Source organism: Bacillus sp. JZ109 (assembly GCF_053903135.1).
Genome location: NZ_CP096388.1, coordinates 1,340,557 through 1,367,423, shown reverse-complemented (window position 1 = coordinate 1,367,423; position 26,867 = coordinate 1,340,557). Strand labels below are relative to the sequence as shown.

The following is a 26,867-nucleotide window of genomic DNA, read 5'->3' as shown; positions in this document are numbered from 1 at the left end:
ACACATAAAAAAAACGGCAGAATCTTTTTTTTGATTCTGCCGGAGCCGGATGCTTTTATTTCAACCTTTTTCGAATGTCAGAAATAAAGTAAAGAGATCCGGTAATCAGCACAATTTCATTTGAGCCCTTTTTACTTTCTATGAATTTGATCACATCGTCTGGATCTTCACTCCAGCTTTTATTGCTGATTTCACTTGCATCATAGAGATCTTTTGCAAGGGAAGCACGCGGGAAATCAAAAGAAGCAAAATGAATCGCATGAGCAATGGTTTCCAGTCTTTTAATCATGTTCTGATACGGTTTGTCCTTTAACGCGCTAAACACCACAGAAATGCGTGAATTGGCGAAACGCTGCTTCATCGTTTCCGCCAGCTTTTCAACACCTTCTTCGTTATGCGCACCGTCTAAATATACCGGAGGATGTTCCTGAACAAGCTCTAACCGTCCCGGCCAAGCAGCCTTCACAAGCCCGCTCCTTAACGCTTCGTCACTGATATGGGCGATATTCTCCTTATTGAGCCACTCCGCAGCCAAAATGGACAAAGCAGCATTTTGTCTTTGATGGGTGCCAATCAGAGATGTCCGAATATCTTCATAGCATTTCTCTTCCGTTTTGAATGAAAACTGTTCTCCTGCAGGCAGAGCCTCTTCATTGAAAATAACACATGCATCATGCAATGACTGGAACGGCGCAGCATGCCGTTCGGCTTCATGGCGGATGACCTGTAAAGCTTCCGGCTGGGTAACTGCTGTAACGATTGGAATACCTTCTTTAATAATGCCGGCCTTTTCTCCTGCAATTTCTTCAATGGTGTTTCCCAAAATGTTCATATGATCGTGTCCGATGCTTGTAATCACAGTTAAGAGCGGTTCAACCACATTAGTAGAATCGAATCTACCGCCCAGACCTGTTTCAAAAATAACAAAATCGACCTTATGAAACTCTGCAAAATATAAAAATGCACAAGCTGTCATAATTTCAAATTCTGTCGGCTGTCCGTATTCCGTTTGATCAAGGGCTTCAACGTGCGGTTTCATTTGATTGACGAGTGCTGTCCATTCCTCATCTGAAATCGGTATCCCGTTTACGCTGATCCGTTCATTAAACGTAATAATATAAGGCGATGTAAATGTTCCAACCGTATATCCGGCTTCCTGCAGCATAGAACGGATAAAAGCGACAGTTGATCCTTTACCGTTTGTTCCTGCGACGTGGAACGCTCGGATTTTTTTTTCAGGATGTCCTAACCGCGCCATCAGCTGTTTCATTCGACCAAGTCCGGGCTTCACCCCGAATTTTAGCCTCCCGTGAATCCAGCTGCGCGCATCTTGATATGCAGTAAACAATGATAATCCCCTCTTTTATAAGACAAGGCGGTTTCTCTAGAAACCGCCCCGGCTTTTCATTAACCCTTCAGCTCAGCCATTCGTTTTTGAACAGCGTCACGCTTCGCCACATAATCTTTTTCTTTTTCACGTTCTTCATCAATTACGTGTGCAGGCGCTTTTTTCATAAATCCTTCATTTCCAAGTTTCTTTTGGACACGCTCAACTTCTTTTGTCAGTTTATCAAATTCTTTTTGCAGACGGGCAATTTCTTCATCAATATTGATTAAGCCTTCAAGCGGAAGAATAACCTCTGCTCCTGAGACAACGGCCGTCATCGCCTTATCAACAGCCTCAATATCGGTGCCGATTTTAAGCACGCTCGGATTCGTAAAGCGTTCAACATATGAACGGTTCGCTTCGAGGCGGGCTGCTATTTCGTCTGTGCTTGTTTTAATGTACAGTTCAACCTGCTTGCTCATTGGCGTATTGACTTCACTGCGGATATTGCGCACAGAACGGATCAGCTCAACAAGAAGCTTCATGTCAGCTGCCGCTTCAGTATCGGTATGCTCCGGCACTACTACAGGCCATTGACTTACTGTAATCGATTCCCCTTGGTGAGGAAGGTGCTGCCAAATTTCCTCCGTTAAGAATGGCATAAACGGATGGAGCAGACGCATCGTTTGATCAAGTACGTAAGCAAGGATGGAACGGGTAGTTTTCTTAGCCGCTTCGTCTTCTCCATAAAGCGGAAGCTTCGCCATTTCAATATACCAATCACAGAAATCATCCCAAATAAAGTTATATAAATGGCGTCCTACTTCACCAAATTCATATCGATCAGCAAGCTGGGTCACGTGCTCGATCGTTTCATTTAATCGCGTTAAAATCCACTTGTCAGCGACTGACTTTTCGCCTGACAGATCAAGTTCATCGTACGTCATGCCATCCATATTCATTAATGCAAAACGAGAGGCGTTCCAAATTTTATTGGCAAAATTCCAGGTCGATTCCACTTTTTCATAGCTGAAGCGCAGATCCTGGCCAGGAGAGCTTCCAGTCGCAAGGAAATAACGCAGAGAATCGGCTCCGTACTTGTCAATCACATCCATCGGGTCGACACCGTTGCCAAGAGATTTACTCATTTTCCGGCCTTGCTCGTCACGGATTAAGCCGTGGATTAAAACATCTTTGAACGGGCGCTCGCCTGTAAATTCAATGCCTTGGAAAATCATGCGTGATACCCAGAAGAAAATGATATCGTACCCTGTCACGAGAACATCTGTCGGATAGTAGCGTTTAAAGTCTTCAGCCGTTACATCAGGCCAGCCCATTGTGGAGAAAGGCCATAGCGCAGAACTGAACCATGTATCCAGTACGTCTGTATCCTGTTCCCAATTTTCGCTGTCTTCCGGCGCTTCAAGCCCGACATATAGCTCGCCCGTTTCTTTATGATACCAGGCAGGAATACGATGACCCCACCACAATTGACGGGAGATACACCAGTCGCGGATGTTTTCCATCCAGTGTAAATACGTTTTTTCGAAACGGTCAGGCACAAAGTTGACCTTTTCTTCTTTCTTTTGCAGCTCAATCGCTGCATCAGCAAGCGGCTGCATGCGCACAAACCATTGTGTAGAAAGATAAGGCTCCACAACAGCCCCGCTTCGTTCACTATGGCCGACAGAGTGCATATGATCCTCGATCTTGAAGAGAACTCCCACCTCCTGTAAATCTTTCACGAGCTTTTTGCGGCATTCAAAACGATCCATACCTTGATATTGCAGAGCATTTTCATTCATCGTGCCATCTTCATTCATGACAAGAATGCGTTCTAAATTGTGGCGGTTGCCAAGCTCGAAGTCGTTCGGATCATGAGCAGGCGTAATTTTCACGGCACCTGAACCAAATTCCATATCAACATAGTCATCACCGACAATCGGAATTTCACGATTTACAATCGGCAGGATCACCGTTTTTCCGATAAGGTGTTTATAGCGCTCGTCTTCAGGGTGAACGGCAACAGCTGTATCACCGAGCATTGTTTCAGGACGTGTCGTCGCAATTTCAATTGAGCCTGAACCGTCAGCAAGCGGATAGCTCATATGATAGAACGCGCCTTGAACATCCTTGTAAATCACCTCAATGTCGGATAGGGCTGTTTTTGTCGCTGGGTCCCAGTTAATAATATATTCGCCTCTGTAGATCAGGCCTTTTTCATAAAGCTTAACGAATACTTCTCTTACCGCTTTGCTCAAGCCTTCATCCAGCGTAAAACGTTCACGGGAATAATCTAGGCCAAGACCTAATTTCGCCCACTGGCTGCGAATAAAGTCAGCATATTCTTCCTTCCACTTCCACGTTTCTTCGAGGAATTTTTCACGGCCTAAATCGTAGCGGGATTTGCCTTCTTCACGAAGTTTCGCCTCCACTTTAGCCTGTGTCGCGATGCCGGCGTGGTCCATGCCTGGAAGCCACAGCACATCATAGCCCTGCATGCGTTTCATTCTTGTTACAATGTCTTGCAGCGTTGTGTCCCATGCGTGGCCAAGGTGAAGTCTTCCTGTTACGTTTGGCGGCGGGATGACAACAGAGTATGGCTCTTTTGTCTGGTCACTACCCGCTTCAAAAAATTTGCCTTTTAGCCAAAAATCATATCGGTCTTTTTCAACCGCTGCCGGATCATATTTCGTCGGCATTGTTTGTTCATTCGTTTCCATCATAACCCTCCAGCATGTTTAAAAATGGCTGAGAACGAAAAAAGAGCTCTTCATCCCTGTAAAAGGACGAAAAGCTCTTTCGCGGTACCACCTTTTTTCATGAACTCTATCAGTTCATGCACTTATAACGGATAACGGGTGTTTCCCGAATTTCTCTACTCTTCTTTCAAGAAATTATGCTCCCGGGCGACCTTCCAATCAGACAACATAAGAAGCCTTTCAGCAAACGGCTTCTCTCTCTGCATGCGCCTTTTTTGTACTCTTCCCGTTCTAAGCAGGTGTATTTATCAGCTCATTGTATACATTATTTATGTTCTTTATTATAGTAAAAGTGTTTTTGATTCGTCAATCATCTTTTCCAAAAACACCGCTTTCTATACAGATGGGCAGGCACCTATTGCCCAAGTTTACATATGATGCTTGTAAATGCGTAGAGGAGGATGCACCGTGAAGAAACGTTTCAGCTCTTATTCGCTGCCGCCATGGGTAAGGCAAATTCGGCTTGTATCCGCACAAGTGATTATTCCCATTACGATTTTTCAAGGAATCAGAACCATTTTCTTTCCGACAACCTTTGATGTTTTGCTGCTCGCAATCCTAATCTTTTTAGCTTGCGCCCTTCATTTAGAATGGATATAAACAAACAAGTCCGCGCCATTAAGACGTGGACTCGTTTTCAGCCTGAAATTTTTTCTCTTGTTCAATCTGATGGATTTTCATCACAAACGGCTCTATATTTTTCATTTGCCAATAAGCCTTTAATAATTGTGTACATTCCTCTTTTTCATGCTGTCTTTTCCCAGTTTGATAACCGTTCAGCACCTTGTACATGGCTGCCGGATATGCCATATAGCTGAGAAAAAGGCTGACTTCCGCTTCACGCAGAGGGAATGATTTCGTATATCCATAAAACCATTCGACGCATTCCGGACAAGCTTTCGGAAAGCCTCTGAACATTTTTGTATAAAAGCCGAGCAGGTCGTTTTGCGGCGGACCGACAGATGCTCTTTCGAAGTTTGTAAAATATCCGGTCCCGGCATCATTATACAGAAAATGGTGTATAGACAGGCTGCCGTGGTTCATTACAACCCTTGAAACGTCCTTTTCCTTTGCAGACTCATACCAGTCCTCCAACCGTTCCAGCGCAAAATTCACCGCGGAAATGGTTTCTGAAAAATAGGTTATGGCCTGGAGTTCAAAAGGAGAAAGGTACCACTCCTTCTCCGCTCTATCCACAAACTGCTCATAGAAAATTTTATCTTGTTCCCACTTTTTTTTCGTTTGCCCGTAATAACGTTCAATCTCATCACGTCTAACCTTTAGTTCCTGCGCGGTTCTCTCGTGAAGACGGGCTGTTTCTCTAAATAAATAAGCATGTTTCTGATCCCGTTCTTCCTCTTGGTCAAATTGGAGCCAAGGCATTAAATAGTAGGTATCTCCGTATTGTATGCCTGCTGAGAAAAACTCACCGCTATTTGTTCTGTAAACGGGAACGAATGAACGAAAGCCTTTTTCCTCAATCGCCACCATATGATCTGTAAAATGCTTGCCGCGACCTTCTTTCAATTTTTTCAGGGCAAATATGCCGTAGTCTGTATACACTTTCCAAACAAGAGGACTGACAGGCTCAATAAATCGAGCAGTCAGTCCGTATTCCTGAAGAACCGATTGGGTATCTTCCATTTCATTCACCACATTTTCCGATCACTTACGGTTTACGCATGGCTATTTTTATATTGAGGAATATAGAGAATCTGTCCTGCTTTTAATTCATCATCCAAGGCTAAAGAATTCATCCTGATCAGCTGCTGGGATGTAATTTCATACCGTTCGCATAAACGCTCGATCGTATCTTCCTGCTGCACAATACAAATTTTCATTCTCGAAAACTCATCCGCTTCTTTTGTAAAGAGTTTTGTTAAATAAAGAGAATTATCACTTTCCTTTGTTTGAGGTTCCTTCGTTTCAGCAGCAGGAGCAACCCTAGGAACAGCATCCGTTTCCTTCCTTTCAGTCTCAGAAGATTCAGGCAGCTGGAAGGATTGAAAAGGTGTTTCTTCCTTAGGCTCTTCAGCTGATGGTGTTTTTCTCACTTCAATTTCGAAGCTCTCTTCCTCTTGTTCTTCCTCCTCCAGCAGCTTAGGCGCTGAATAAAAAGAATCCTCCTCTTCTTGTTCAGGCAGGAAGGTACGGTATGCCGGTTCAGGCAATTCTTCTTGAGATGCCTCCTCCGAGCTTGTTTTTTGATTGAAATGGAAATGTAAATCGGCTTTGTCATTCTCCACATATACAGCTGAAGCTGTTTCTCTGCTATCTTCTATGGAGAGAGCGGCCTCTGATACACTCTCCAAAGCTTCATCCGCTTCCGCCTCTTCTTGGCAAAGCGCAGGATCAGCCTGATCCGATTGAGCTGCTTCTTCATTTTGAGCCTCTTGGCGCAGCGCATATTCATGATTTGGAGACACTGTTGTTTCCTCTTTTTCCTCTGCAATCACAGTCTCTGAATGAAGTTCAGCTTCCAAAGCAGGCGATTCTTCTGCTCCGGCGTGTTCACGAAGCTCAGTCTCCGCTGAAGAGTCTGCTTCTTCACGAACATCCGCTATTGCAGCTGCCAGCTCAGCCGTTTCTTTTTTTGCTTTAACGATCTCTTGAATCTCTATTTCTGAATGATCAGGTTCTGGCTCAGATTCTGCTTTTTCCGATTCAACACGAACCTCCGTTTCCGGCACAGCAAGCTCTTCTGACTCGTCTTCCTCTTTCACATCTTCTCTGGCCTCTGGTTCTGAAGCAACCGATTCAGGCGGCTCAGATTCTGCTTTTTCTGTCTCCAGTTCTTCACGGAGGCCCGCTTTCGAGATAAAAAGTTCTGGCGGTTCGGCTGGCGGTTCATGCTGAAGAACTGCTTCCTCTGCCGATGATGCACCCGGTTCTTCTACTATACTATGTGCCGGCGGCTCTGAAAGCTCTTCCTCCCTGAATGCCGCAGGAGCTTCATATAAAGGTATCTCCGGCTCTTTGTCTTGCGTATCGTCCAAAAGCCCTTCGATCGCTAAATCAGCTTGAATTGTTAAAATGCGCGAATCCGTCAATTGATAGTCAAATGCGTCAATAAAGACAAAGACATCCTGTAAATGGCTCACTTTATTTTTCGGAATGGTAATATCCACAGGAAAACAGTGAGTCAGTTCCGCACTTCCATCCTCTCTCTTTCTGACTTGTTCAACAAACCGCTTATCTGTATAAATCTCTTCGGTATGTTTGTTTTGATCTATGTTGTACTCACCTGTAAGTTCAAGCGATCCTATGATTGATACATAATCATTTACTTCCTGAACCCTAATATCAGGATCTAATGAAATAGAAAGCAGTTCAGAAACTTCCTGTCCTTTTTGGAAACAGATCGATTCTTCTACAGAAAATTGCAATCGATGATTTTGCGGCAAGTTCATATCCTCCTTTCATCTAATCCTTAAAATTAGATGTCACTAAAGGTGTATGTATGAACTGGAGAAAATATGAGTGGGAGAGCACGAAAAAACCGGCACAAGGAGTCCTTGATACCGGTTTTCACTCTTATCTGCGGCTGATCTCAGCAAATACTTTCTCAGCTGCCTGGATTGTGTTTTCAATATCTTCATCAGTATGGGCCGTTGAGAGGAAAAGACCTTCGAATTGTGATGGCGGAAGGAATACCCCTTCATTTGCCATCCCTTTATAATAGCTTGCGAACAGCTTCAAATCAGATGATTTCGCTGTTTCATAATTGATGACTGGTTCGTTTGTAAAGAAGAAACCGATCATCGAACCTGCACGGTTAAAGGTATGCGGAATGCCATGAGCCTCGGCAGCTTTTGAAATTCCTTCTTCCAGTCTGTCGCCTTTTTTGATGAAATTCTTGTAGGAATCAGGTGTCAGCTGTTTCAATGTCTCTAAGCCAGCCGTCATCGCAAGCGGATTGCCTGACAATGTACCAGCTTGATAGATCGGGCCGCTTGGAGCGATCTGCTCCATGATTTCTGCCTTTCCGCCATAAGCGCCGACAGGAAGTCCGCCCCCGATTACTTTTCCTAAACAAGTCAGATCAGGCGTTACGCCGAAGTAGCCTTGAGCGCAGTTATAATCGACCCGGAAGCCAGTCATCACTTCATCAAAAATCAGCAGGGAGCCGTACTGCTCAGTGATATCACGCAGACCCTGCAGGAAACCTTCTTGCGGCGGAACAACACCCATATTTCCGGCAACTGGCTCTACAATGACTCCCGCAATGTCTTCACCGAATTGCTGGAAAGCAAGCTTTACACTTTCTAAATCATTGTACGGAACGGTGATGGTGTTTTTCGCAATGCCTTCAGGCACCCCCGGGCTGTCAGGCAGTCCGAGAGTGGCAACACCTGAACCAGCTTTAATCAAGAGAGAATCGCCGTGTCCGTGGTAGCAGCCCTCAAATTTTAAAATCTTGTTGCGGCCCGTATAGCCCCTTGCCAAACGGAGGGCACTCATTGTAGCCTCTGTTCCGGAGCTTACCATTCGTACAATTTCTACAGATGGCACACGATCAATGACGAGCTTAGCCAGTTCATTTTCTACTTCAGTCGGAGCACCGAAGCTTGTCCCATATTCAGCCACTTTTTTGAGGCTTTCTACGACGCGGTCATTTGTATGCCCTAAAATTAAAGGCCCCCATGACAAGACGTAGTCAATATATTCATTCCCGTCAATATCAAAGATTTTCGAGCCTTTTCCGCGCTCCATAAAAATCGGGTCCATGTCTACCGATTTAAATGCGCGAACGGGACTGTTCACACCGCCCGGCATGAGTTTTTGCGCTTCTTTAAAAGCCGTTTTTGATTTTTCATAGCTTCTCATCTGCCTCAACTCCTGTCAACTGAATAAAATTACTCCGCAAGCCATTTCGCTGCGTCTTTCGCATGATACGTAATAATCAGGTCGGCACCCGCGCGCTTCATGCTTGTCAAAATTTCCAACACAATTTCTTTTTCTTTGATCCAGCCGTTCTGCGCTGCAGCCTTCACCATTGAATACTCTCCGCTTACATTATAAGCGACGAGCGGCAAAGTAAACTCATTTTTTACGTCACGCATGATATCCATATAAGAAAGCGAAGGTTTGACAATCAAAAAGTCCGCGCCTTCCTCGACATCTGATTGTGCTTCGCGGAGTGCCTCCATACGGTTGGCAGGGTCCATCTGATATGTTTTGCGGTCTCCGAATTGCGGTGTGCTGTTTGCTGCATCACGGAACGGACCGTAAAACTCACTTGAATATTTCACAGCGTAAGACATGATTGGAATATTGACAAATCCTTCTTTATCAAGTGCTTCTCTGATCACTGTAACAAATCCGTCCATCATGTTTGATGGCGCAATGATATCCGCACCTGCTTTTGCTTGGCTGACAGCCGTTTGCGCCAAAAGCTCCAGCGATTCATCATTGAGGATGACCCCGTCTTTGACCAGTCCGCAATGGCCGTGGTCTGTGTATTCGCACAGGCACGTGTCAGCGACAACAACCATTTCAGGGAAGTGATCTTTAATTTCTGTGATGGCTTTTTGGACAATTCCGTGATCATGGTACGCTTGTGTTCCGCAATCATCTTTTTCTTCCGGGATGCCGAACACGATAACAGATTGAATGCCCAGTTTGACCAGCTCCGCTACTTCATCCTTCAATAAATCTAATGATACATGGTAAACATCAGGCATTGACGGAACAGCTTTTTTGCCCTCCAGCCCTTCAACGACAAAAATCGGATAAATAAAATCTGATGGATGCAAACGTGTTTCCTTTACCATTTCTCTCATTGCTTTTGATGTCCGCAGGCGGCGGTGTCTATTAAATGATTGACTCATATTCTCTCTTCCTCTCTTGACATGCTGCACATTAATTCAAGCATGCCATCTATTGTAAATGTATCAGGCGTATGCGATGTGATGCCGTACGTCAGAAGGGCATCATTTGTTAAAGGTCCAATGCTGATACAGGCCGTCCCATTCGCCTTCCACTTTTTTAATTCTTCTCCCAAGACATGCATAAACGTATGTACGGTTGATGAACTCGTAAATGTTACATAGTCAAAGGAATATTGACCCGCAACGTCTTTCAGTTCCTCAATGCCTTCTTCATCCGGAATCGTTTCGTAGAGAACCCATTCCTTTACTTCAAAACCGAGCGGGACAAGCTCTTGTTTTATCACATCACGTGACAAATTCCCTTTCATCACGGTAATGGGCTCCCCCGGTTCAGCATGCTGCTTAAGAGCGTCAGCCAATTGTTCAGCAATATACTCCTGTGGCATCACATCAACCGATACGTTATGCGTTTTTAAACGGCGGGCGGTTTTTTCACCGACGGCTGCAATTTTTTTATGCGCAGGCATAATAAGCTGATTTTCCTTCAGATAAGAAAAAAAGAAGTCTGCCCCATTCACACTTGTAAAAACAAGCCAGCCTGGCGCGGCAAGATCCTCTCTTACCTGTTCCGCAACATCATTCGGCAAAGCGCGGCGAAACGTAATCAAAGAGGTTAAAACAGCTTTACCGCCAAGCGCCTCCACTTTTTGCTGAAATGATGTTGCCTGTGCCTTATTCCGGGTGACAAGCACTGTTTTTCCTTTCAACGGAAAATCATTTTCCATCCTCATCAAGCTCCCGTTTTACACGATCAATTAAATCTTTTGCTCCTTTGTCAGCCATAAGAGCGGCACAGCGCTTTCCTACTTCCTCCGGATCGTTTCCGGTGACGGTTTCTTTAAAAATGATTTTGCCGTCAGGTGAAGCGACAAGACCTGTCATTTCAATTTCATCCTGTCCATTTAACACGGAGTAGCCCGCGATCGGAACCTGGCAGCCGCCCTCCATCGCGTTTAAAAAAGCACGTTCCGCTAAGACAGTTCGTTTTGTATATTCATCTGTAAACTGAGAAAACAACGCCAACAGCGCTTCATCCGATTCTCGGCACTCAATCGCCAGTGCTCCCTGCCCCACAGCAGGCAAACAGCGCTCTGGCTCAAGGAATTCGGTTACGACATCTTGCTTCCACCCCATTCTAGAAAGGCCGGCAGCCGCTAAAATAATCGCGTCATAATCCTCTGTTTCCAGCTTTTGAAGTCTTGTATCTATATTACCTCTAATCCATTTAATTGTAAGGTCAGGGCGCTCAATCAAAAGCTGCGCGCTTCTTCTTAAACTGCTTGTGCCAATGACAGCACCTTCCTTCATTTCTGAAAGCTTTACGCGATTCTTTGAAATAAGGGCATCACGCGGGTCCTCCCGTTCAGGAATGCAGCCGATCACAAGGCCTTCAGGCAAAACAGCAGGCATGTCCTTCATGCTGTGCACTGCCATATCAATCTCTTCGTTTAAAAGCGCCTGTTCAATTTCTTTGACAAACAGCCCTTTTCCACCCACTTTTGAGAGTGTAACATCGACAATCCGGTCGCCCTTTGTCACGATCTCTTTAATTTCAAAAGCAAACGAAGGATTGATTTCCTTCAGTTTTTGAATAACCCATTTTGTTTGAGTCATAGCGAGTTTGCTTCGTCTGGAACCTACTTTAATCGTTCTCATCATTTCTTTCCTCCCGAATCTGCTTGGGACATCGTTTAACTGAACCAATGGAATTGCGACAGGCTTCCAAGCAGGAAATAATTGATCATCAGCACCAGAAAACAAGCCGTATTCCACAGTGCAGCGACCTTTCCTTGCAGCTCTTTAATCAGCCTGATATAAAGATAATAGCTGTACAGCAGCAGGACGACAAACGAACCAAGCACTTTGGCGTCAAACCAATACAGCGTTTCTAGTGAGACATATGCCCATATGACGCCGAGAATCAAACTCAGCAGCAGCATCGGAACCCCAATGACATTTAAAACATACGCCATATAATCAAGCTTAGATAAATCTTCTATTCTCAACAGCCATTTTCCCCACTTTTTCTTTTTCAGCAGATGATATTGAAACATATATAGCACAGAAAAAACGAAAGAAAGGGAAAAAGCGCCGTATGAAAGAATCGCCATTGTAATATGAATCACCAAAAGCTCGGATACAAGCTGCCCGGAAAAAGCAGCTGACTGCTGCTCTGTCGGTGAAAATGTGTGAATGGCGATCATAGAAAATCCTATAACATTTGTAAAAAACACGATAAAGTCAACACGTAAAAGCTTTGTCAGTACCAGTGACAGCGTGACAAGCACCCAGGCATAAAAATAAAGCGCCTCCGTCACATTTAATACCGGAAACCGCCCCGTCACCCACATAAAATAGGCCAAATACACGGTTTGCAGAGTCCAGACAATAGAAAGCAACCAGAAGGCCATTTTTCCAGCCTTCCGGTTGTGTTGAAGAAAATCTATAAAATAAAAGAGTACACTTAACGCGTAAATGACGATTGTCCCCTCATTAAGTCTTGCCATTGCAGTATCAATCATTCAGCTTTCACTCACTTACAAGTGGGCTAAAGCCCGCTTTTGATTCAGCCTTCTTAAAAGAGTGGACCTTCTGGCTGCTTTCAACGGTTTTCATCATTTGACGGCCCGCAGCTTCTTCAATATCAAAAATCTGCATAAACAACGCAAGCTTTTCTTCAGAATCAGCATCTGCAGCAAGCTCTTTCACCTTTAAAATCGGATCACGAAGCATTTGGTTAATAATACTTTTGGTGTGTTTGTTCAACAGTTTTTTCTCTCTTGTGCTTAAGTGAGGCAGCTTACGCTCAATGCTGTCCATCGTTTCTGACTGGATGGCAAGCGCCTTTTCGCGCAATGCAGAAATAACCGGCACAACACCAAGTGTATTCATCCATTGTTTAAATTCCACAATGGTTTCTTCAATTAACAGTTCAACTTTTTCAGCTGTTTCTCTCCGCTCTTTCATGTTCGCTTCTACAATGCCTTCCAGATCGTCGATATCATAAAGAAAAACACCTTCAAGATCATTCAGCGCCGGATCAAGATCTCTAGGCACGGCAATGTCGACCATAAACAGCGGACGTCCCTTGCGAAGCTTATTCGCGTTTTCCATCCTCTCTTTGGACACGACAAATTCACTTGCACCGGTTGAACTGATTAAAATATCAGCCTCCGCAAGCGCGCTTTCAAGCTGATTCAAGCTTCTCGCTTCACCTGAGAAACGGTCTGCAAGCTCCTTCGCTTTCAAGTATGTTCGGTTAATGACAGTGACCTTGCCGATTCCTTGTCCGTGCAGGTTTTCCGCAGCAAGCTCGCCCATTTTTCCCGCACCGAGAATCAATATGTGCTTGCTTGAAAGATTTCCGAAGATTTTTTTAGCAAGTTCAACTGCAGCATAGCTTACTGACACCGCATTTGAGCCAATGTCTGTTTCGGCGTGAGTTCGTTTGCCCACTGTAACCGCCTGCTTAAACAGCTCATTAAAAATAGTCCCGATCGTTTTTTCTTGCTGAGCTGTTTTAAAGCTGTCGCGTACCTGTCCGAGAATCTGCGTTTCGCCAATCACCATAGAATCAAGTCCGCAGGCTACACGGAATAAATGCTCAACAGCAGCATCGCTCTCATAAAACGTTAAGAACGGTGACAACTCTTCTTTGCTTAATTGAAACCAATCAGCTAAAAACTTTTTTATATAATAACGGCCGGTATGGAGCTGGTCGACTACCGCATAAATTTCAGTGCGGTTGCAGGTTGATACAATGATGTTTTCAAGAATGCTTTTCTCTTCTTTCAGCTGCATCATTGCTTCTGCCAGCTCATTCGGCTGAAAACTTACTTTTTCACGTATCTCAATAGGGGCGGATTTATAATCTACTCCCACAACAAGTATATGCATCGCTCTAATTACACCCCCAACACCCAATCTTAATTTATAATCATTCTAACATAGAACTCATTATTTATAATAATTATAACATAGTTTCTTTCACAAAATGTGAACAGATTTTAAAATTCTTATGCTATATTAGAAAAAGCTTCAGGGAAAAGAAGCATTCCTATTGACAATACCAAAAACAGCAGAAATTTACTACACATCAGCTCTAAAAAACAAGAAGGTGATAGCATGAAACAAAAATCAATTTTATTCCCTTGTCTGCTGCTTGCCGCTTCTGTATATGCATGGCTAGAAAGCGGTCAAGCCGAACTGTTTTCAGGGCAGGATCAATGGCCTGTTCTCCTCATGCTGTTAGGCGCAGCCTTTGTATATCAAGGAAAAAAAGAAGCCGTTACACCCCATTTTTTTATCGGTTTGCTTCTCTTCGGGATCGGTTTACACTTTTTTGCCAAGCCGAAATGGGTATGGTGGCCGGATGATTTTGAAATGCTCCTCTTTATGATCGGCTTCTCACTTCTCGTTTCAGCCGTTCAAAAAAAAGAATATGTATATGAAGCTGTGTCGATGATTTGTTTTTCCCTGTTTTTGTACTTTTTCAAACAAATTATGGCATGGCTTGAGTCTGCGCATATTCCAACAGCGCTTCTGAAGGAGTATTGGCCGTTTGTCTTTATTGGAATCAGTTTATTGTTATTATTGATAAAACGAAAAAAATCTATACGATAAATAAAACCGGTAGAGGATCCTCTACCGGTTTATCATTTTTTTGATCGCTCCCCAAGCTTCGTCTTTTCCCTTTTTCGTTTCTGAGGAAAAGAGAATCAGCTCGTCTTCCGGATCAATATTTAATGTTTGTCGGACAACCTTCGCGTGTTTGTCCCATTTGCCTTTCGGGATCTTATCCGCCTTTGTAGCGATAACAATAACAGGAATGCCGTAATACTTTAAAAATTCATACATCTGTACATCATCATTAGATGGCGCATGCCGCAAATCAACGATCTGCACCACAGCTTTTAATTCCTCGCGTGTCGTGATATAGGTTTCAATCATTCTGCCCCATGCTTCACGCTCAGACTTTGACACTTTGGCAAAACCGTAGCCCGGCACATCCACAAAATGCAACTCATCATTGATAATGTAGAAATTAAGCGTTTGTGTTTTTCCCGGCTTTGATGACGTTCTCGCAAGATTTTTGCGATTGATTAATGAATTGATAAAAGACGATTTTCCTACGTTCGATCTTCCGGCCAATGCGATTTCCGGAAGCCCCCCTTCAGGGTACTGTTCCGGTTTTACTGCACTGATCACGATTTCTGACTTTGTGACTTTCATTTCTTCTCTCCTACTAAGGCATGTTCCAAAACCTCGTCTAAGTGGGACGCCAATATAAATGTCAGCCCCTCCCTGACGCTTTCCGGAATATCCTCTATATCTTTTTCATTATCTTTAGGCGCAATAATGGTCGTTAATCCCGCTCTATGTGCGCCAAGCGCTTTTTCCTTTAAGCCGCCGATCGGCAGCACGCGCCCGCGAAGCGTGATTTCCCCAGTCATGCCAACTTCACGCGAAACCGCCCGTCCCGTTAAAGCAGAAACAAGCGCTGTTGCCATCGTAATACCGGCTGACGGACCATCTTTTGGCACCGCACCCTCTGGTACATGTATATGAATATCATACTTCTCATGAAAGTCAGGTTCAATGCCAAGTTCTTCTGTTTTGGATCGCACATAGCTGAATGCAGCCTGAGCAGACTCTCTCATAACATCTCCGAGCTTTCCTGTCAGGATTAATTTCCCTTTCCCCGGAGAAAGCGATACTTCAATCGACAGCGTATCTCCGCCAACGGTTGTATAAGCAAGCCCTGTCACTACACCAACCTGATCCTCTGTTTCAGCTTGTCCATATCTGAAAATACGTTTTCCGATAAAGTCTTGAAGGTTCTTCTCAGTAACCGTAATCCGTTTTCGCTCTTCAGCAACAATGGCTTTTGCAGCTTTACGGCAAATCGCGGCAAGCTGGCGTTCAAGGCTTCTCACACCAGCTTCTCTCGTATAGTAGCGGATAATATCAAGAATCGCCTGATCACGCAGCTGCAGGTTGCTTTTCTTCAGCCCGTGTTCTTTGATTTGCTTTGGAAGCAAGTGATCCTTTACGATTTCAAGTTTTTCTATTTCTGTGTAACCTGCGATATTAATAATTTCCATTCTGTCTCTGAGCGGACCCGGAATTGTGGCCAAATTGTTCGCCGTTGCGATAAACAGCACTTTGGATAAATCAAAGGTTTCTTCAATATAGTGATCACTGAAGCTGCTGTTTTGCTCTGGATCAAGCACTTCAAGCATAGCGGATGATGGGTCTCCTCTAAAATCAGATGACATTTTGTCAATTTCGTCTAATAAGAAGACCGGATTCAGCTTGCCCGCTTTTTTCATCCCTTGAATAATACGTCCAGGCATTGCTCCGACATAGGTCCGTCTGTGTCCGCGTATCTCTGATTCGTCCCGAACTCCTCCGAGTGAGATTCTGACGAATTTGCGTCCCAAGCTTTTTGCAATTGATTTGGCTAAAGACGTTTTTCCGACACCTGGAGGTCCTGCCAAACAGAGAATCGGGCCTTTCAGGGATTTGGTCAGCTTCTGGACAGCCAAATATTCTAAAATACGTTCTTTTACTTTTTCAAGCCCGTGGTGCTCTTCGTCCAAGAGACGTCCTGCTTCTTTCAAATCAAGCTTATCATCTGTTTCATCCGTCCACGGAAGAGCAACCAGCCAGTCGATATAGTTGCGGATCACAGAGCTTTCCGCAGAACTTGACGGAATTTTTTCATATCTGTTCAATTCTTTAAGCGCTGTTTCCTTCACATGATCAGGCATGCCTGCTTCTTCGATTTTTTCCGTCAGCGTCTGAACTTCGCCAGTTTTGCCTTCTTTATCGCCAAGCTCTTTTTGAATCGCCTTCATTTGTTCTCGCAAGTAGTATTCCTTCTGCGTACGCTCCATCGAACGTTTGACGCGCTGGCCGATTTTTTTCTCAATCTCCAGCACTTCTTTTTCATTATTAATAAAATCAATGACCTTGTTCAGCCTGTCTTTGACATCAGCCGTTTCTAAAATATCCTGCTTATCCTTTAGTTTAAGGGGCAGATGAGAAGCAACGATGTCTGCCATTCTGCCCGGCTCTTCGATATCAGTAACCGCGGCGTACGTTTCGGCCGAGATTTTTTTAGAAATTTTTATGTACTGATCAAAGTGGTCTAGCAAAGTCCGCATCAATGCTTCGTCTTCTGTATCTTTTGAATCATCTTCATGAATAAGTTGAATGTCGACCGACGTGTAATCCTCGTGTTCATTGTATTTGACGATATGGGCGCGCTTGAGGCCCTCCACCAACACACGAATCGTACCGTTCGGAAGCTTCAGCATTTGCTTAATTTTTGTATAGGTGCCGACAGTGAAAATCTCGTCTTCACCAGGTTCGTCTATCGAAATATCCTGCTGAGTGGCTAAAAATATCATATGATCATGCATCATTGCCTGTTCAAGAGCCTGAACCGACTTGTCACGTCCTACATCTAAATGCAAAACCATCGTCGGGTACACTAATAAACCTCTTAAAGGGAGGAGCGGGATGCTGCGTTTTAATTCTTCTGCCATGTGACTGACACCTCCGTGACTTTAGTATGAACCATTATAATACAACTTTTTCATCCTTGTACAATAAACGGCATGGTTCCATTTTCTATAAAACAGTCTCCTCGTAGTATACCCTTTCTTTCTGATATGAAAAAGGAAAAGATGTCCTTCATGAAAAAAACCCTATTATCAAAATAGGGTTTAAACAGATTCTTTATTGATTTCAATAGGAAACGGTTTTTGTTCCGTTGGCGGATTCACTAAAATTTCATCAAGCACTTCTTGGAACGTCTTCACTGCAATAATTTCGATCCCGTCAATCTGCTTTAAGATGGCCTGCTGATTTTCATATGGGATAATCACCTTTTTCGCACCGGACTGCTTGGCCGCTTTTATTTTCGGAATGACGCCTCCGATGGGTTTCACAAGACCGTTCAGGCTGATTTCGCCCGTCATCGCAACGGTATTGTCAATAGGAATTTTGTGTATCGCCGAGAAAATCCCCGCCGCCATCGCAATGCCTGCTGACGGCCCATCAATCGGAATCCCTCCTGGGAAATTGATGTGAATATCATAATCAGAAGGCTTCATTCCCATTGTCCGGAGCACGGTTAATACATTTTCAACCGAACCCTTCGCCATGCTTTTTCGTCTGATTGATTTTGATTGGCTGCCGATGCTTTCTTCTTCAGCTATTCCTGTGATGTTAATTGATCCTTTATCTTGAGCCGCGGTTACACTCACTTCGATTTCCAGAAGCGATCCGCTGTTAGGCCCATAGACTGCAAGCCCATTTACAATGCCAACCTGTGGTTCAACACCGATTTTTTGCTCGTGCTTTGGAGTAAGCTGACTGGAGTGAATGACCCATTCAATATCCTCAATCGTAATGTCTTTCCGATTCTCCGTTACAGCCATCCCCGCTGCGATTTGAATCATATTGACGGCTTCCCGCCCGTTCCGCGTGTAGCTGGTCAAAAGATCTAGGCCTTCTTCGGAGATATTTTTTTCAATTTTATCCGCTGCTGTTTTAGCAACCGTTTTCAGCTCGTCCTTTTCAAGCTCGCGGAAAAAAACTTCCAAACAGCGGGACCGGATAGCTGGCGGAATTTCGTTTGGCATTCTCGTGGTCGCGCCAATCAAGCGAAAATCAGCCGGCAGCCCATTTTGAAAAATATCATGAATATGATTCGGAATTTGTGTATTTTCCTCACTGTAATACGCACTGTCTAAAAAGACTTTTCTGTCCTCAAGCACCTTCAGCATTTTATTCATTTGAATAGGATGCAGCTCCCCTATTTCATCAATAAACAGCACACCGCCATGGGCATGGGTGACAGCTCCCTGCTTCGGCTGCGGAATCCCAGCCTGTCCCATCGCTCCGGCCCCTTGGTATATCGGGTCATGGACAGAGCCGATGAGCGGATCGGCAATTCCTCTTTCATCAAAACGGGCTGTTGTCGCATCGAGTTCCACAAAGACAGCCTGCTCTTTAAACGGTGATTGTTTATGTTTTTTTGCTTCTTCCAACACAAGCCGCGCAGCAGCCGTTTTCCCAACTCCCGGTGGCCCATAGACAATCACATGCTGTGGATTTGGCCCGCATAAAGCCGCCTTTAATGCTTTAATGCCGTCTTCCTGTCCGACGATATCTTTAAAGCTTTTGGGGCGGACCTTCTCAGATAATGGCTCGGACAAGCTGATAGCGCGCATTTTCCGAAGCTGCTCCATTTCCTTCTTTGATTCTTTATCTATCGTGACCTTTTGTGTCCTTTGATTTTTAAGCAAATTCCAAAAATACAAACCGATGATGATCCCAAAAAACAGCTGAATAAATAACGCGATCCCTGTCCAACTCATGGTGGTCCCTCCTGAAAAACAATTTATGTATCCAATTCATTCCTCTGATTGCTAGTATCTCCCATAGAAGACGGGAATAAACGTTTTTCCGGAAGAGTTGCATGCAAAAAAACCTCCTGAGTGTTACCACTCAGGAGGTTTGTACTTATCTTTATGCAGATGTTTTATCTTGGCTTACCTCAGTGCCGTCTTTTAATAAGAGGCGAGGAGGCTCTCCGTGTGTCACAGTTGCCCCGGTAATTACACATTTTTCAATGTCATCACGAGAAGGCAGCTCAAACATCACATCAAGCATGATGCCTTCAATGATAGAACGGAGTCCGCGTGCTCCAGTCTTGCGTTCAATTGCTTTTTTAGCAATTTCAGAAAGCGCTTCTTCTTCAAACTCAAGCTCAACGTTGTCAAGCTCAAGCATTTTCTTGAATTGCTTAACAAGAGCGTTTTTCGGTTTTGTTAAGATCGCAACCAATGCTTCTTCGTCAAGCTTTTCAAGGCTTGCAATAACCGGAAGACGTCCGATAAATTCAGGAATTAACCCGAAACGGAGCAAATCCTCCGGAAGCACTTTTGAAAGAAGATCTTCTTTCTCAAGATCAGCAGCTTTATTGTCGGCACCGAATCCAATCACTTTTTGGCCTAAACGGCGTTTGATGATTTGTTCGATACCATCGAAAGCTCCGCCGCAAATGAACAAAATATTTGTTGTGTCAATTTGAATGAATTCTTGATGAGGATGCTTACGTCCACCTTGAGGCGGCACGCTTGCCACTGTACCCTCAAGAATTTTAAGCAATGCCTGCTGTACACCCTCACCTGACACGTCACGTGTGATAGACGGGTTTTCAGATTTTCTAGCCACTTTATCGATTTCATCAATATAGATAATGCCTTTTTCGGCTTTTTCCACATCATAATCAGCAGCTTGGATGAGCTTCAAGAGAATATTCTCTACATCTTCACCCACGTATCCAGCTTCAGTCAAAGATGTAGCGTCTGCAATCGCAAACGGCACATTTAAAATGCGAGCTAATGTTTGCGCCAGAAGGGTTTTACCGCTTCCCGTAGGGCCGATTAATGAAATATTACTTTTTGAAAGCTCAACATCATCAACTTTGCTGTTAGAGTTAATGCGCTTATAGTGGTTATACACAGCAACAGCAAGTGATTTCTTCGCTTGATCTTGGCCGATGACATATTCATTCAAAATTTCACGAATTTCCTGAGGCTTTGGTACGTCTTTAAATTCTACTTCTTCTTCTGTTCCGAGTTCTTCCTCTACAATTTCAGTGCAGAGTTCGATACATTCGTCACATATATATACACCAGGTCCAGCTACAAGCTTACGAACCTGATCTTGTGTTTTTCCACAGAACGAGCATTTTAATTGTCCTTTTTCCTCGTTAAATTTAAACATTCTTTCACCCCTTAATCTTGTCTCACTTTTTCTTTTACCGGCAGAGCAAAAGAAAATGATTCTTGAAACGAACGAGTATGTATTGCATTTTACCATACTTTCCAAAAAGACGGTAACAATGTGTTTCTGACTTGCACATTCTATATGTATGACAAAAAACAGCCCTGCATTAACTATATTGCCCCAAGAAAAAGAGATAACTCATAATTGTACAAAACAAGGCACGAATGATTCGCGCCCTGTTTTATTAGTACTATTATTATGCACCATATTAACGGTTTTCTACAAGAAAATCAATTGCTTTGCGAACTTTTAAATCTTCTTTCATCGCGTCAGTAGAACCGATGGCTTGTTTAATATTTTCAACAGGCATGTTGTATGCTTCAGCCATTTTAGTAAGCTCAGCATCAACTTCCTCATCTGATACTTCAAGGTTTTCCGCTTTCGCAATCGCCTCAAGAGTCAGGTTAGATTTTACGCGTTTTTCAGCATCTTCTTTCATTTGCTCTTTAAGCGCAGCTTCATCTTGACCTGAGAATTGAGTGTAAAGCTCAAGGTTCATGCCTTGCATTTGCAGACGCTGTTCGAATTCTTTCAGCATGCGGTCAAGCTCAGTGTCGACCATTGCTTGCGGAACATCGATTTCAGCATTTTCAGAAGCTTTCAGAACAAGCTCTTCACGCAATTTAGCGTCAGCTTCGTTTTCTTTTGCTTCTTCTAAACGTTTCTTAGTTTTTTCAGTTAATTCAGCGAGTGTTTCCACTTCTTCATCGATATCTTTTGCGAATTCATCGTCAAGCTCAGGAAGCTCTTTCGCTTTGATTTCGTGAATTTTCACTTTGAACACAGCTGGTTTGCCTGCAAGATCTTCAGCGTGGTACTCCTCAGGGAATGTCACTTCAACATCCTTCTCAGCACCTGCTTCAAGGCCAACTAATTGATCTTCGAAGCCAGGGATGAATGAACCAGAACCTACTTCTAGAGAGTAGTTTTCAGCTTTTCCGCCTTCGAATGCTTCGCCGTCAACGAATCCTTCGAAATCAAGAACAACTGTGTTTCCTTCTTCAACAGCGCCTTCTTCTTTTACAACAAGCTCAGCTTGACGCTCTTGAAGCGCTTTTAGTTCGTTTTGAACATCTTCGTCAGTTACAGTTGTGTCGTCTTTTTCAATGCCTAAGCCTTTGTAGTCGCCAAGCTTCACTTCAGGTTTTACTGTTACTTTCGCAGTGAAGATTAAGCTTTCGCCTTTTTCGATTTTTTCAACATCGATTTCAGGACGGTCTACAGGCTCGATTCCAGCTTCTTCAACCGCTTTAGGGTATTCTACAGGAAGAAGAATATCCAAAGCATCTTGGTAAAGAGCTTCTACGCCAAAGCGCTGTTCGAATAATCCGCGAGGAATTTTACCTTTACGGAATCCAGGAATTGAAACTTGTTTTACTACTTTTTTAAATGCATCATCAAGTGCTGTTTTAAACGTTTCAGCATCAACTTCAACCGTTAAAACGCCTTCGTTGCCTTCTTGTTTTTCCCATTTTACAGACATGTGTTTCCCTCCAAAAATCTATTCAGGTTGTGTCGGTCTTCCATTCTAAAGCAATCATACGGCTTCGTCCAACAAAAACAAAGCTGCCAAAGATCAGAATCATTATGTATAGATATTAATAATGAACTGCAAAGCCTGTCCAACCGTATTTCTTATAACCCGTTATACACAAATACAACCACTATATTATAACATAACACATAGCGCTTTCAACTATATGGCGCGATTTACAAATAAGAAATTTCTTCAATATCTTTTAACATTGTGCAAGCTTCATCGAGTTCTCTGTCGGTAAATTCATACATCATATGAAGTTCTTCGCTTTCAATTTCAATCCCGTGCATCTCGTAACCGACTTTATGAAGGGCAGCCGCCCAAAGGTCAGCCGACAGCAATTTCGGCTGGAACGGATATAAAACGTACAAATGTCTTCTCCACAATTCCTCTACTGCTGCATATAAGGTTGGATTTTCATTTCCAAGTGTCTCATCCAGCACCCTGAGAACACGGTGCAGGATCGGGGCGGCATCAGGCGGGACAATCTCAGAAGGTTCAATAGTCAACGACTCGCCAAATTTGCTAATGTGCACAGGTTTACTGTACTCATGCTCAGCCAGCAGCATGACAATCATCGTTTTGATAATCGGATGGGCTGAGGGGTCTTGGAGGATTGTTTTGAGCAATCCTGTATACTTTGCTACGTTACGGTCTTTTAAGGAATGAATGAGATTCATTTGCTCCTCAGGGCTTGCCAGCACTTTCTCGGTGTCAATTGTATCCTCATATTCTTCAGCCCAAGCCTCATCCTCACGATCCGGATCAGTCATTTTCCGGCTGAAATCCAGCAGCTTATAAAATTGCTCGGCGCTTTCTGCCGGCAGCTGATTTTCTTCCAAAACGGCTTCAATGGTGCTTTTGACTTCCTCGTATTTTTTGAGCTGAATTAAGATGGTCATGTACACCTGCAAAACCGTAAAATAATGGCCATAACCTTCTTTGAGCATCTTCTCGCACACGCTTTTTGCCTCTTCCAGCTCGCCCAGCTCTAAAAAGCAGATGGCCATCCCTAAGTGAAGATCGGCTTCAGTATCATCATATTTCATCGCTTCTGAAAACAGTTCGAGCGCTTCTTGATACTTTTTTTCCTTTAGTGATGACATCCCTTTTTCCACAAGGCGGTCTTTCAGATGAGGAAAAGGAATAATTTTTGCGTTCTTCTTGTCATGCGTCATACCTATATTCCTTTCAGGCATTTATTTTGTTCAAGTGTATCAACACCTGTGAACAAACACAAGAAATGAAAGGTTTCATCAGGCAAAAAAAGCCGCCGGACAAATACCGGCCGCTTTTTCAGGCTTGAAGCCAAGAGCTTCTTTGTGATTCAAATTGCTTGATTTCATCTTCCAACAGCAGCGTTAATGAAATTTCATCATATCCGTTGATCAGCATCTCTTTCCAATGCGGGTCAACTTCAAATGAAATTTGATTGCCTTCACTGTCATGAATCAGCTGATTTTCAAGGTCAACAGTCATTTGCAATGACTTGTTTTCATACTGGCCGACAAGCTGTTTCCAATTGTCATATGGCATGCGGATCGGAAGCATGCCGTTTTTAAAGCAGTTCTGATGAAAAATATCAGCAAATGACGGCGCAATGATAATTTTAAACCCATAATCATCAAGTGCCCACGGAGCGTGTTCACGCGATGACCCGCAGCCGAAGTTTTCTCCTGCTATTAAAATGGAAGCTCCTTGATAAACAGGCTGGTTTAATTCAAATTCAGGGTTCGGTTCACCATTCGCATCATATCTCCAGTCAAAGAATGCAAAACGCCCGTAGCCTGTTCTTTCAATCCTCTTCAAAAATTGCTTAGGAATAATCTGGTCTGTATCCACATTGATCCGATTTAATACGGCCGCTTTCCCCGTATGTGATTTCAAAGGTTCCATCTCGCGCACTCCTTACACAACTGTTTTTTCCTGATAAAACTTTCTGACATCAACGAAGTGTCCGTGAATGGCAGCCATCGCAGCCATTGCCGGGCTGACGAGATGTGTTCTTGCACCTTTTCCTTGTCTGCCCTCAAAGTTGCGGTTAGAGGTTGATGCACAGCGCTCTCCCTCAGGAACAACATCATTATTCATACTCAAACACATGCTGCAGCCTGACTCTCTCCATTCAAATCCAGCTTCCAAGAAAATTTGGTCAAGCCCTTCTTTTTCAGCCTGAAGCTTCACGCTTTGGGATCCGGGCACGACGATGGCCCTTACGCTGTCAGCTACCTTCTTCCCTTTGATCATGTCAGCAGCCTGTCGAAGGTCAGTCATGCGGGAATTTGTGCAGGAACCGATAAATACGTGCTCCACTTTAATGTCTTCAATTTTCTGATGAGGAGTAAGTCCCATATATTCATAAGCACGAATCGCTTCTTTTTTGTCATCTTCTGCAGAAAAGCTTTCCGGCGCAGGAACTTCAGAATCGACAGGAAGAACCATTCCCGGGTTAATGCCCCATGTCACCATAGGGGAAATTTTGTTGCCGTCAAGGACAATAGATTTATCGTAAACAGCGCCCGGGTCTGTGCGCAGCGCCTTCCATTCAGCTACGGCCTTGTCAAATTCTTCGCCTTTTGGCGTGTACTTGCGATTTTTGCAATATTCAAACGTCACCTCGTCAGGTGCAATCAAACCTGCTCTTGCTCCTGCTTCAATTGACATGTTACAAACGGTCATTCGTTCATCCATCGTCATATTTCTGAATACTTCCCCAGTGTATTCAATGACGTAGCCTGTGCCGAATTTCACACCGTATTTGCCGATGACAGCAAGGATGACATCCTTTGCCGTTACCCCTTTTTGAAGCGTTCCATCTACGCGCACTTCAAGTGTTTTTGGACGCTGCTGCCAAAGTGTCTGTGTGGAAAGGACATGTTCAACCTCACTCGTCCCGATTCCAAATGCAAGAGCGCCGAAAGCGCCATGTGTTGATGTATGACTGTCACCGCACACAATCGTTTTCCCTGGGAGCGTTAAGCCCAGTTCAGGGCCGACGACATGGACAATCCCTTGATCCACACTGTGAAGATCGGCAAGGCGCACGCCAAATTCCTCACAGTTTCTTTCAAGCGCCGTTACCTGGCGTTTCGCAACTTCATCCTTTATCTCAAAACGATTGACAGTCGGGATGTTGTGGTCCATTGTCGCAAATGTGTTTTGGGGTCTTCTGACCTTTCTTCCCTTTTGTCTCAAGCCTTCAAATGCCTGAGGAGACGTCACCTCATGAATGAGGTGCAAATCAATATATAGAAGATCCGGCTTTCCCTCACCATGTTTTACAATATGCTGATCCCAAATCTTTTCGATGATTGTTCGAGGCATCATCTTTTATTTCCTCCCTCTACCTAGAGCTAAGACCGCTTAACGTAAGCTGTCACACATTAGACATTGTATTTTCACTCATGATTGCTGCCTTAACTTCCTCTGTAATGGCCTGAGTGCTGCTGAACTCTTCACCCCGTGCCAAGTCTCTTGTTCTTTTTCCGGAAGCCAAGACTTTGTTTACCGCATCTTCTACAGCTTTCGCTTCCTCTTCAAGCCCGAAAGATGTTCTCAAAAGCATTGCCGCTGACAATATGGCTGCGAACGGATTTGCCATCCCTTTACCGGCAATATCAGGCGCGGAGCCATGAACAGGTTCAAACAGATGAAGACCAGAGCTTGATAGGCTGGCTGACGGGAGCATTCCGAGAGAGCCTGTAAGCATGGACGCTTCATCGCTTAAAATATCACCGAACATATTTTCAGTCACCACGACATCAAATTGATTCGGTGCATAAATTAGCTGCATGGCCGCGTTATCCACAAGCATGTGCTCAAGCTTCACATCAGGAAATTCTTTCGCAACGTCCTCAGCCACTTCACGCCACAGCCGGCTTGATTCAAGAACATTCGCTTTATCTACAGAGGTCACTTTGCCTTTTCTGGCTGCCGCCATTTTGAAGCCCTCTCTGATCACTCGTTCAATTTCCGTTCGCTTATAAAACAGTGTATCTACTGCTTCCTGCTCACCTTCAGTGTTTACATAGCGTTTGCTCGGCTGGCCGAAATACAAGCCGCCTGTGAGCTCACGAACGATAACGAAATCAACATTATCTATATATTCTTTTTTCAAAGGCGAAGCGTCAGAAAGGCTTTCAAATACCTTCACAGGCCGTAAATTCGCAAACAAATCAAGCTGTTTTCTGATGCTGAGCAGCCCTTTTTCCGGTCTCAGTTCCGAAGGATTTTGATCCCATTTCGGTCCGCCGACAGCGCCAAGCAATATCGCGTCTGCATTTTTACAAGCAGCAACGGTTTCCTCCGGGAGGGGGTTATGATGTTCATCAATAGCCGCCCCTCCAATCAGGCCATATTCAAATTCAAATTCATGGTTAAAGCGTTCGGCAACACTTTTCAGTACGTCTGTCGCTGATTCTAATACTTCAGGGCCGATCCCGTCTCCGGGCAATAGAGCAATACGTTTCTTCAAGTTAACC

The 26,867-nt window shown here is 44.0% G+C and carries 21 protein-coding genes and 1 other annotated feature; of the genes, 2 read left to right on the top strand and 19 right to left on the bottom strand.

From position 1 onward, the window contains the following. Window positions 1–55: 55 nt before the first annotated feature. Complete coding sequence (locus M1D94_RS06920) at window positions 56–1,348, bottom strand: bifunctional folylpolyglutamate synthase/dihydrofolate synthase (protein WP_003229640.1); 1,293 nt, start codon at window positions 1,346–1,348, stop codon at window positions 56–58. Between the two features lie 59 nt (window positions 1,349–1,407). Then, a complete protein-coding gene (valS, locus tag M1D94_RS06915) occupies window positions 1,408–4,050 on the bottom strand; it encodes a valine--tRNA ligase (protein WP_128740606.1) in 2,643 nt (880 codons plus the stop codon). Between the two features lie 59 nt (window positions 4,051–4,109). Then, window positions 4,110–4,332, bottom strand: a binding site (T-box leader). A 165-nt stretch (window positions 4,333–4,497) separates the two neighbouring features. Here valS and M1D94_RS06910 point away from each other — a divergent pair. Continuing rightward, window positions 4,498–4,689 carry a hypothetical protein gene (locus M1D94_RS06910; RefSeq protein ID WP_003222590.1) on the top strand — a complete coding sequence of 64 codons (192 nt, stop codon included), beginning with the start codon at window positions 4,498–4,500 and terminating at the stop codon, window positions 4,687–4,689. Between the two features lie 18 nt (window positions 4,690–4,707). Here M1D94_RS06910 and cotN read toward each other — a convergent pair whose 3' ends face one another. From cotN to hemA, 8 genes are all read right to left on the bottom strand, one after another. Further along, the gene (gene cotN / locus M1D94_RS06905) at window positions 4,708–5,733 is read right to left on the bottom strand and encodes a spore coat protein CotN (protein ID WP_021480244.1); all 1,026 of its coding nucleotides are present in this window, start codon (window positions 5,731–5,733) and stop codon (window positions 4,708–4,710) included. 32 nt (window positions 5,734–5,765) lie between these two features. Beyond that, window positions 5,766–7,493 (bottom strand): spore coat morphogenetic protein SpoVID, encoded by a 1,728-nt coding sequence (gene spoVID, locus M1D94_RS06900; protein WP_032726324.1) that lies wholly within the window; start codon window positions 7,491–7,493, stop codon window positions 5,766–5,768. A 130-nt stretch (window positions 7,494–7,623) separates the two neighbouring features. After that, window positions 7,624–8,916 carry a glutamate-1-semialdehyde 2,1-aminomutase gene (hemL, locus tag M1D94_RS06895; protein WP_015384279.1) on the bottom strand — a complete coding sequence of 431 codons (1,293 nt, stop codon included), beginning with the start codon at window positions 8,914–8,916 and terminating at the stop codon, window positions 7,624–7,626. A 29-nt stretch (window positions 8,917–8,945) separates the two neighbouring features. Continuing rightward, window positions 8,946–9,920, bottom strand: a complete 975-nt coding sequence (gene hemB, locus M1D94_RS06890) for a porphobilinogen synthase (RefSeq protein ID WP_072175588.1) — start codon at window positions 9,918–9,920, stop codon at window positions 8,946–8,948. Continuing rightward, window positions 9,917–10,705, bottom strand: coding sequence for a uroporphyrinogen-III synthase (hemD, locus tag M1D94_RS06885; RefSeq protein ID WP_072175587.1), 789 nt, complete (start codon window positions 10,703–10,705; stop codon window positions 9,917–9,919). Before hemD ends, hemB begins: the two co-directional genes overlap by 4 nt. Then, the gene (gene hemC, locus M1D94_RS06880) at window positions 10,695–11,639 is read right to left on the bottom strand and encodes a hydroxymethylbilane synthase (protein ID WP_021480247.1); all 945 of its coding nucleotides are present in this window, start codon (window positions 11,637–11,639) and stop codon (window positions 10,695–10,697) included. The genes hemD and hemC overlap by 11 nt, the downstream gene beginning before the upstream one ends. Before the next feature lie 32 nt (window positions 11,640–11,671). Next, window positions 11,672–12,502, bottom strand: a complete 831-nt coding sequence (locus M1D94_RS06875; protein ID WP_003222575.1) for a cytochrome c biogenesis protein — start codon at window positions 12,500–12,502, stop codon at window positions 11,672–11,674. A 7-nt stretch (window positions 12,503–12,509) separates the two neighbouring features. After that, complete coding sequence (hemA, locus tag M1D94_RS06870; RefSeq protein ID WP_456270462.1) at window positions 12,510–13,877, bottom strand: glutamyl-tRNA reductase; 1,368 nt, start codon at window positions 13,875–13,877, stop codon at window positions 12,510–12,512. Between the two features lie 228 nt (window positions 13,878–14,105). Between hemA and M1D94_RS06865 the strand changes: the two genes are divergently transcribed. Then, entirely contained in the window at window positions 14,106–14,603 is a 498-nt protein-coding gene (locus tag M1D94_RS06865) for a hypothetical protein (protein WP_014477563.1), read from the top strand. Between the two features lie 21 nt (window positions 14,604–14,624). On the opposite strand, the gene yihA is transcribed toward M1D94_RS06865, so the two are convergent. The 9 genes from yihA to leuB form a co-directional block, all read right to left on the bottom strand. Beyond that, window positions 14,625–15,212 (bottom strand): ribosome biogenesis GTP-binding protein YihA/YsxC, encoded by a 588-nt coding sequence (gene yihA / locus M1D94_RS06860; RefSeq protein WP_003229621.1) that lies wholly within the window; start codon window positions 15,210–15,212, stop codon window positions 14,625–14,627. Next, a complete protein-coding gene (gene lon / locus M1D94_RS06855; RefSeq protein ID WP_003229618.1) occupies window positions 15,209–17,533 on the bottom strand; it encodes an endopeptidase La in 2,325 nt (774 codons plus the stop codon). Before lon ends, yihA begins: the two co-directional genes overlap by 4 nt. 180 nt (window positions 17,534–17,713) lie before the next feature. Next, the gene (gene lonB, locus M1D94_RS06850; RefSeq protein WP_003229616.1) at window positions 17,714–19,372 is read right to left on the bottom strand and encodes an ATP-dependent protease LonB; all 1,659 of its coding nucleotides are present in this window, start codon (window positions 19,370–19,372) and stop codon (window positions 17,714–17,716) included. Between the two features lie 151 nt (window positions 19,373–19,523). Beyond that, window positions 19,524–20,786, bottom strand: coding sequence for an ATP-dependent protease ATP-binding subunit ClpX (clpX, locus tag M1D94_RS06845; RefSeq protein WP_003229613.1), 1,263 nt, complete (start codon window positions 20,784–20,786; stop codon window positions 19,524–19,526). Window positions 20,787–21,057: 271 nt separating this feature from the next. Continuing rightward, window positions 21,058–22,332 carry a trigger factor gene (gene tig, locus M1D94_RS06840; RefSeq protein ID WP_014480469.1) on the bottom strand — a complete coding sequence of 425 codons (1,275 nt, stop codon included), beginning with the start codon at window positions 22,330–22,332 and terminating at the stop codon, window positions 21,058–21,060. Window positions 22,333–22,559: 227 nt separating this feature from the next. Beyond that, complete coding sequence (gene ddcA / locus M1D94_RS06835; RefSeq protein ID WP_029726367.1) at window positions 22,560–23,564, bottom strand: DNA damage checkpoint antagonist DdcA; 1,005 nt, start codon at window positions 23,562–23,564, stop codon at window positions 22,560–22,562. A gap of 118 nt (window positions 23,565–23,682) precedes the next feature. After that, window positions 23,683–24,282 (bottom strand): 3-isopropylmalate dehydratase small subunit, encoded by a 600-nt coding sequence (gene leuD, locus M1D94_RS06830; RefSeq protein ID WP_063335546.1) that lies wholly within the window; start codon window positions 24,280–24,282, stop codon window positions 23,683–23,685. Between the two features lie 12 nt (window positions 24,283–24,294). Then, complete coding sequence (gene leuC / locus M1D94_RS06825) at window positions 24,295–25,713, bottom strand: 3-isopropylmalate dehydratase large subunit (RefSeq protein ID WP_080529631.1); 1,419 nt, start codon at window positions 25,711–25,713, stop codon at window positions 24,295–24,297. A gap of 49 nt (window positions 25,714–25,762) precedes the next feature. Beyond that, on the bottom strand, window positions 25,763–26,860 hold the full coding sequence (gene leuB / locus M1D94_RS06820) for a 3-isopropylmalate dehydrogenase (RefSeq protein WP_015714468.1): 1,098 nt from the start codon (window positions 26,858–26,860) through the stop codon (window positions 25,763–25,765). Between the last annotated feature and the right edge of the window lie 7 nt (window positions 26,861–26,867).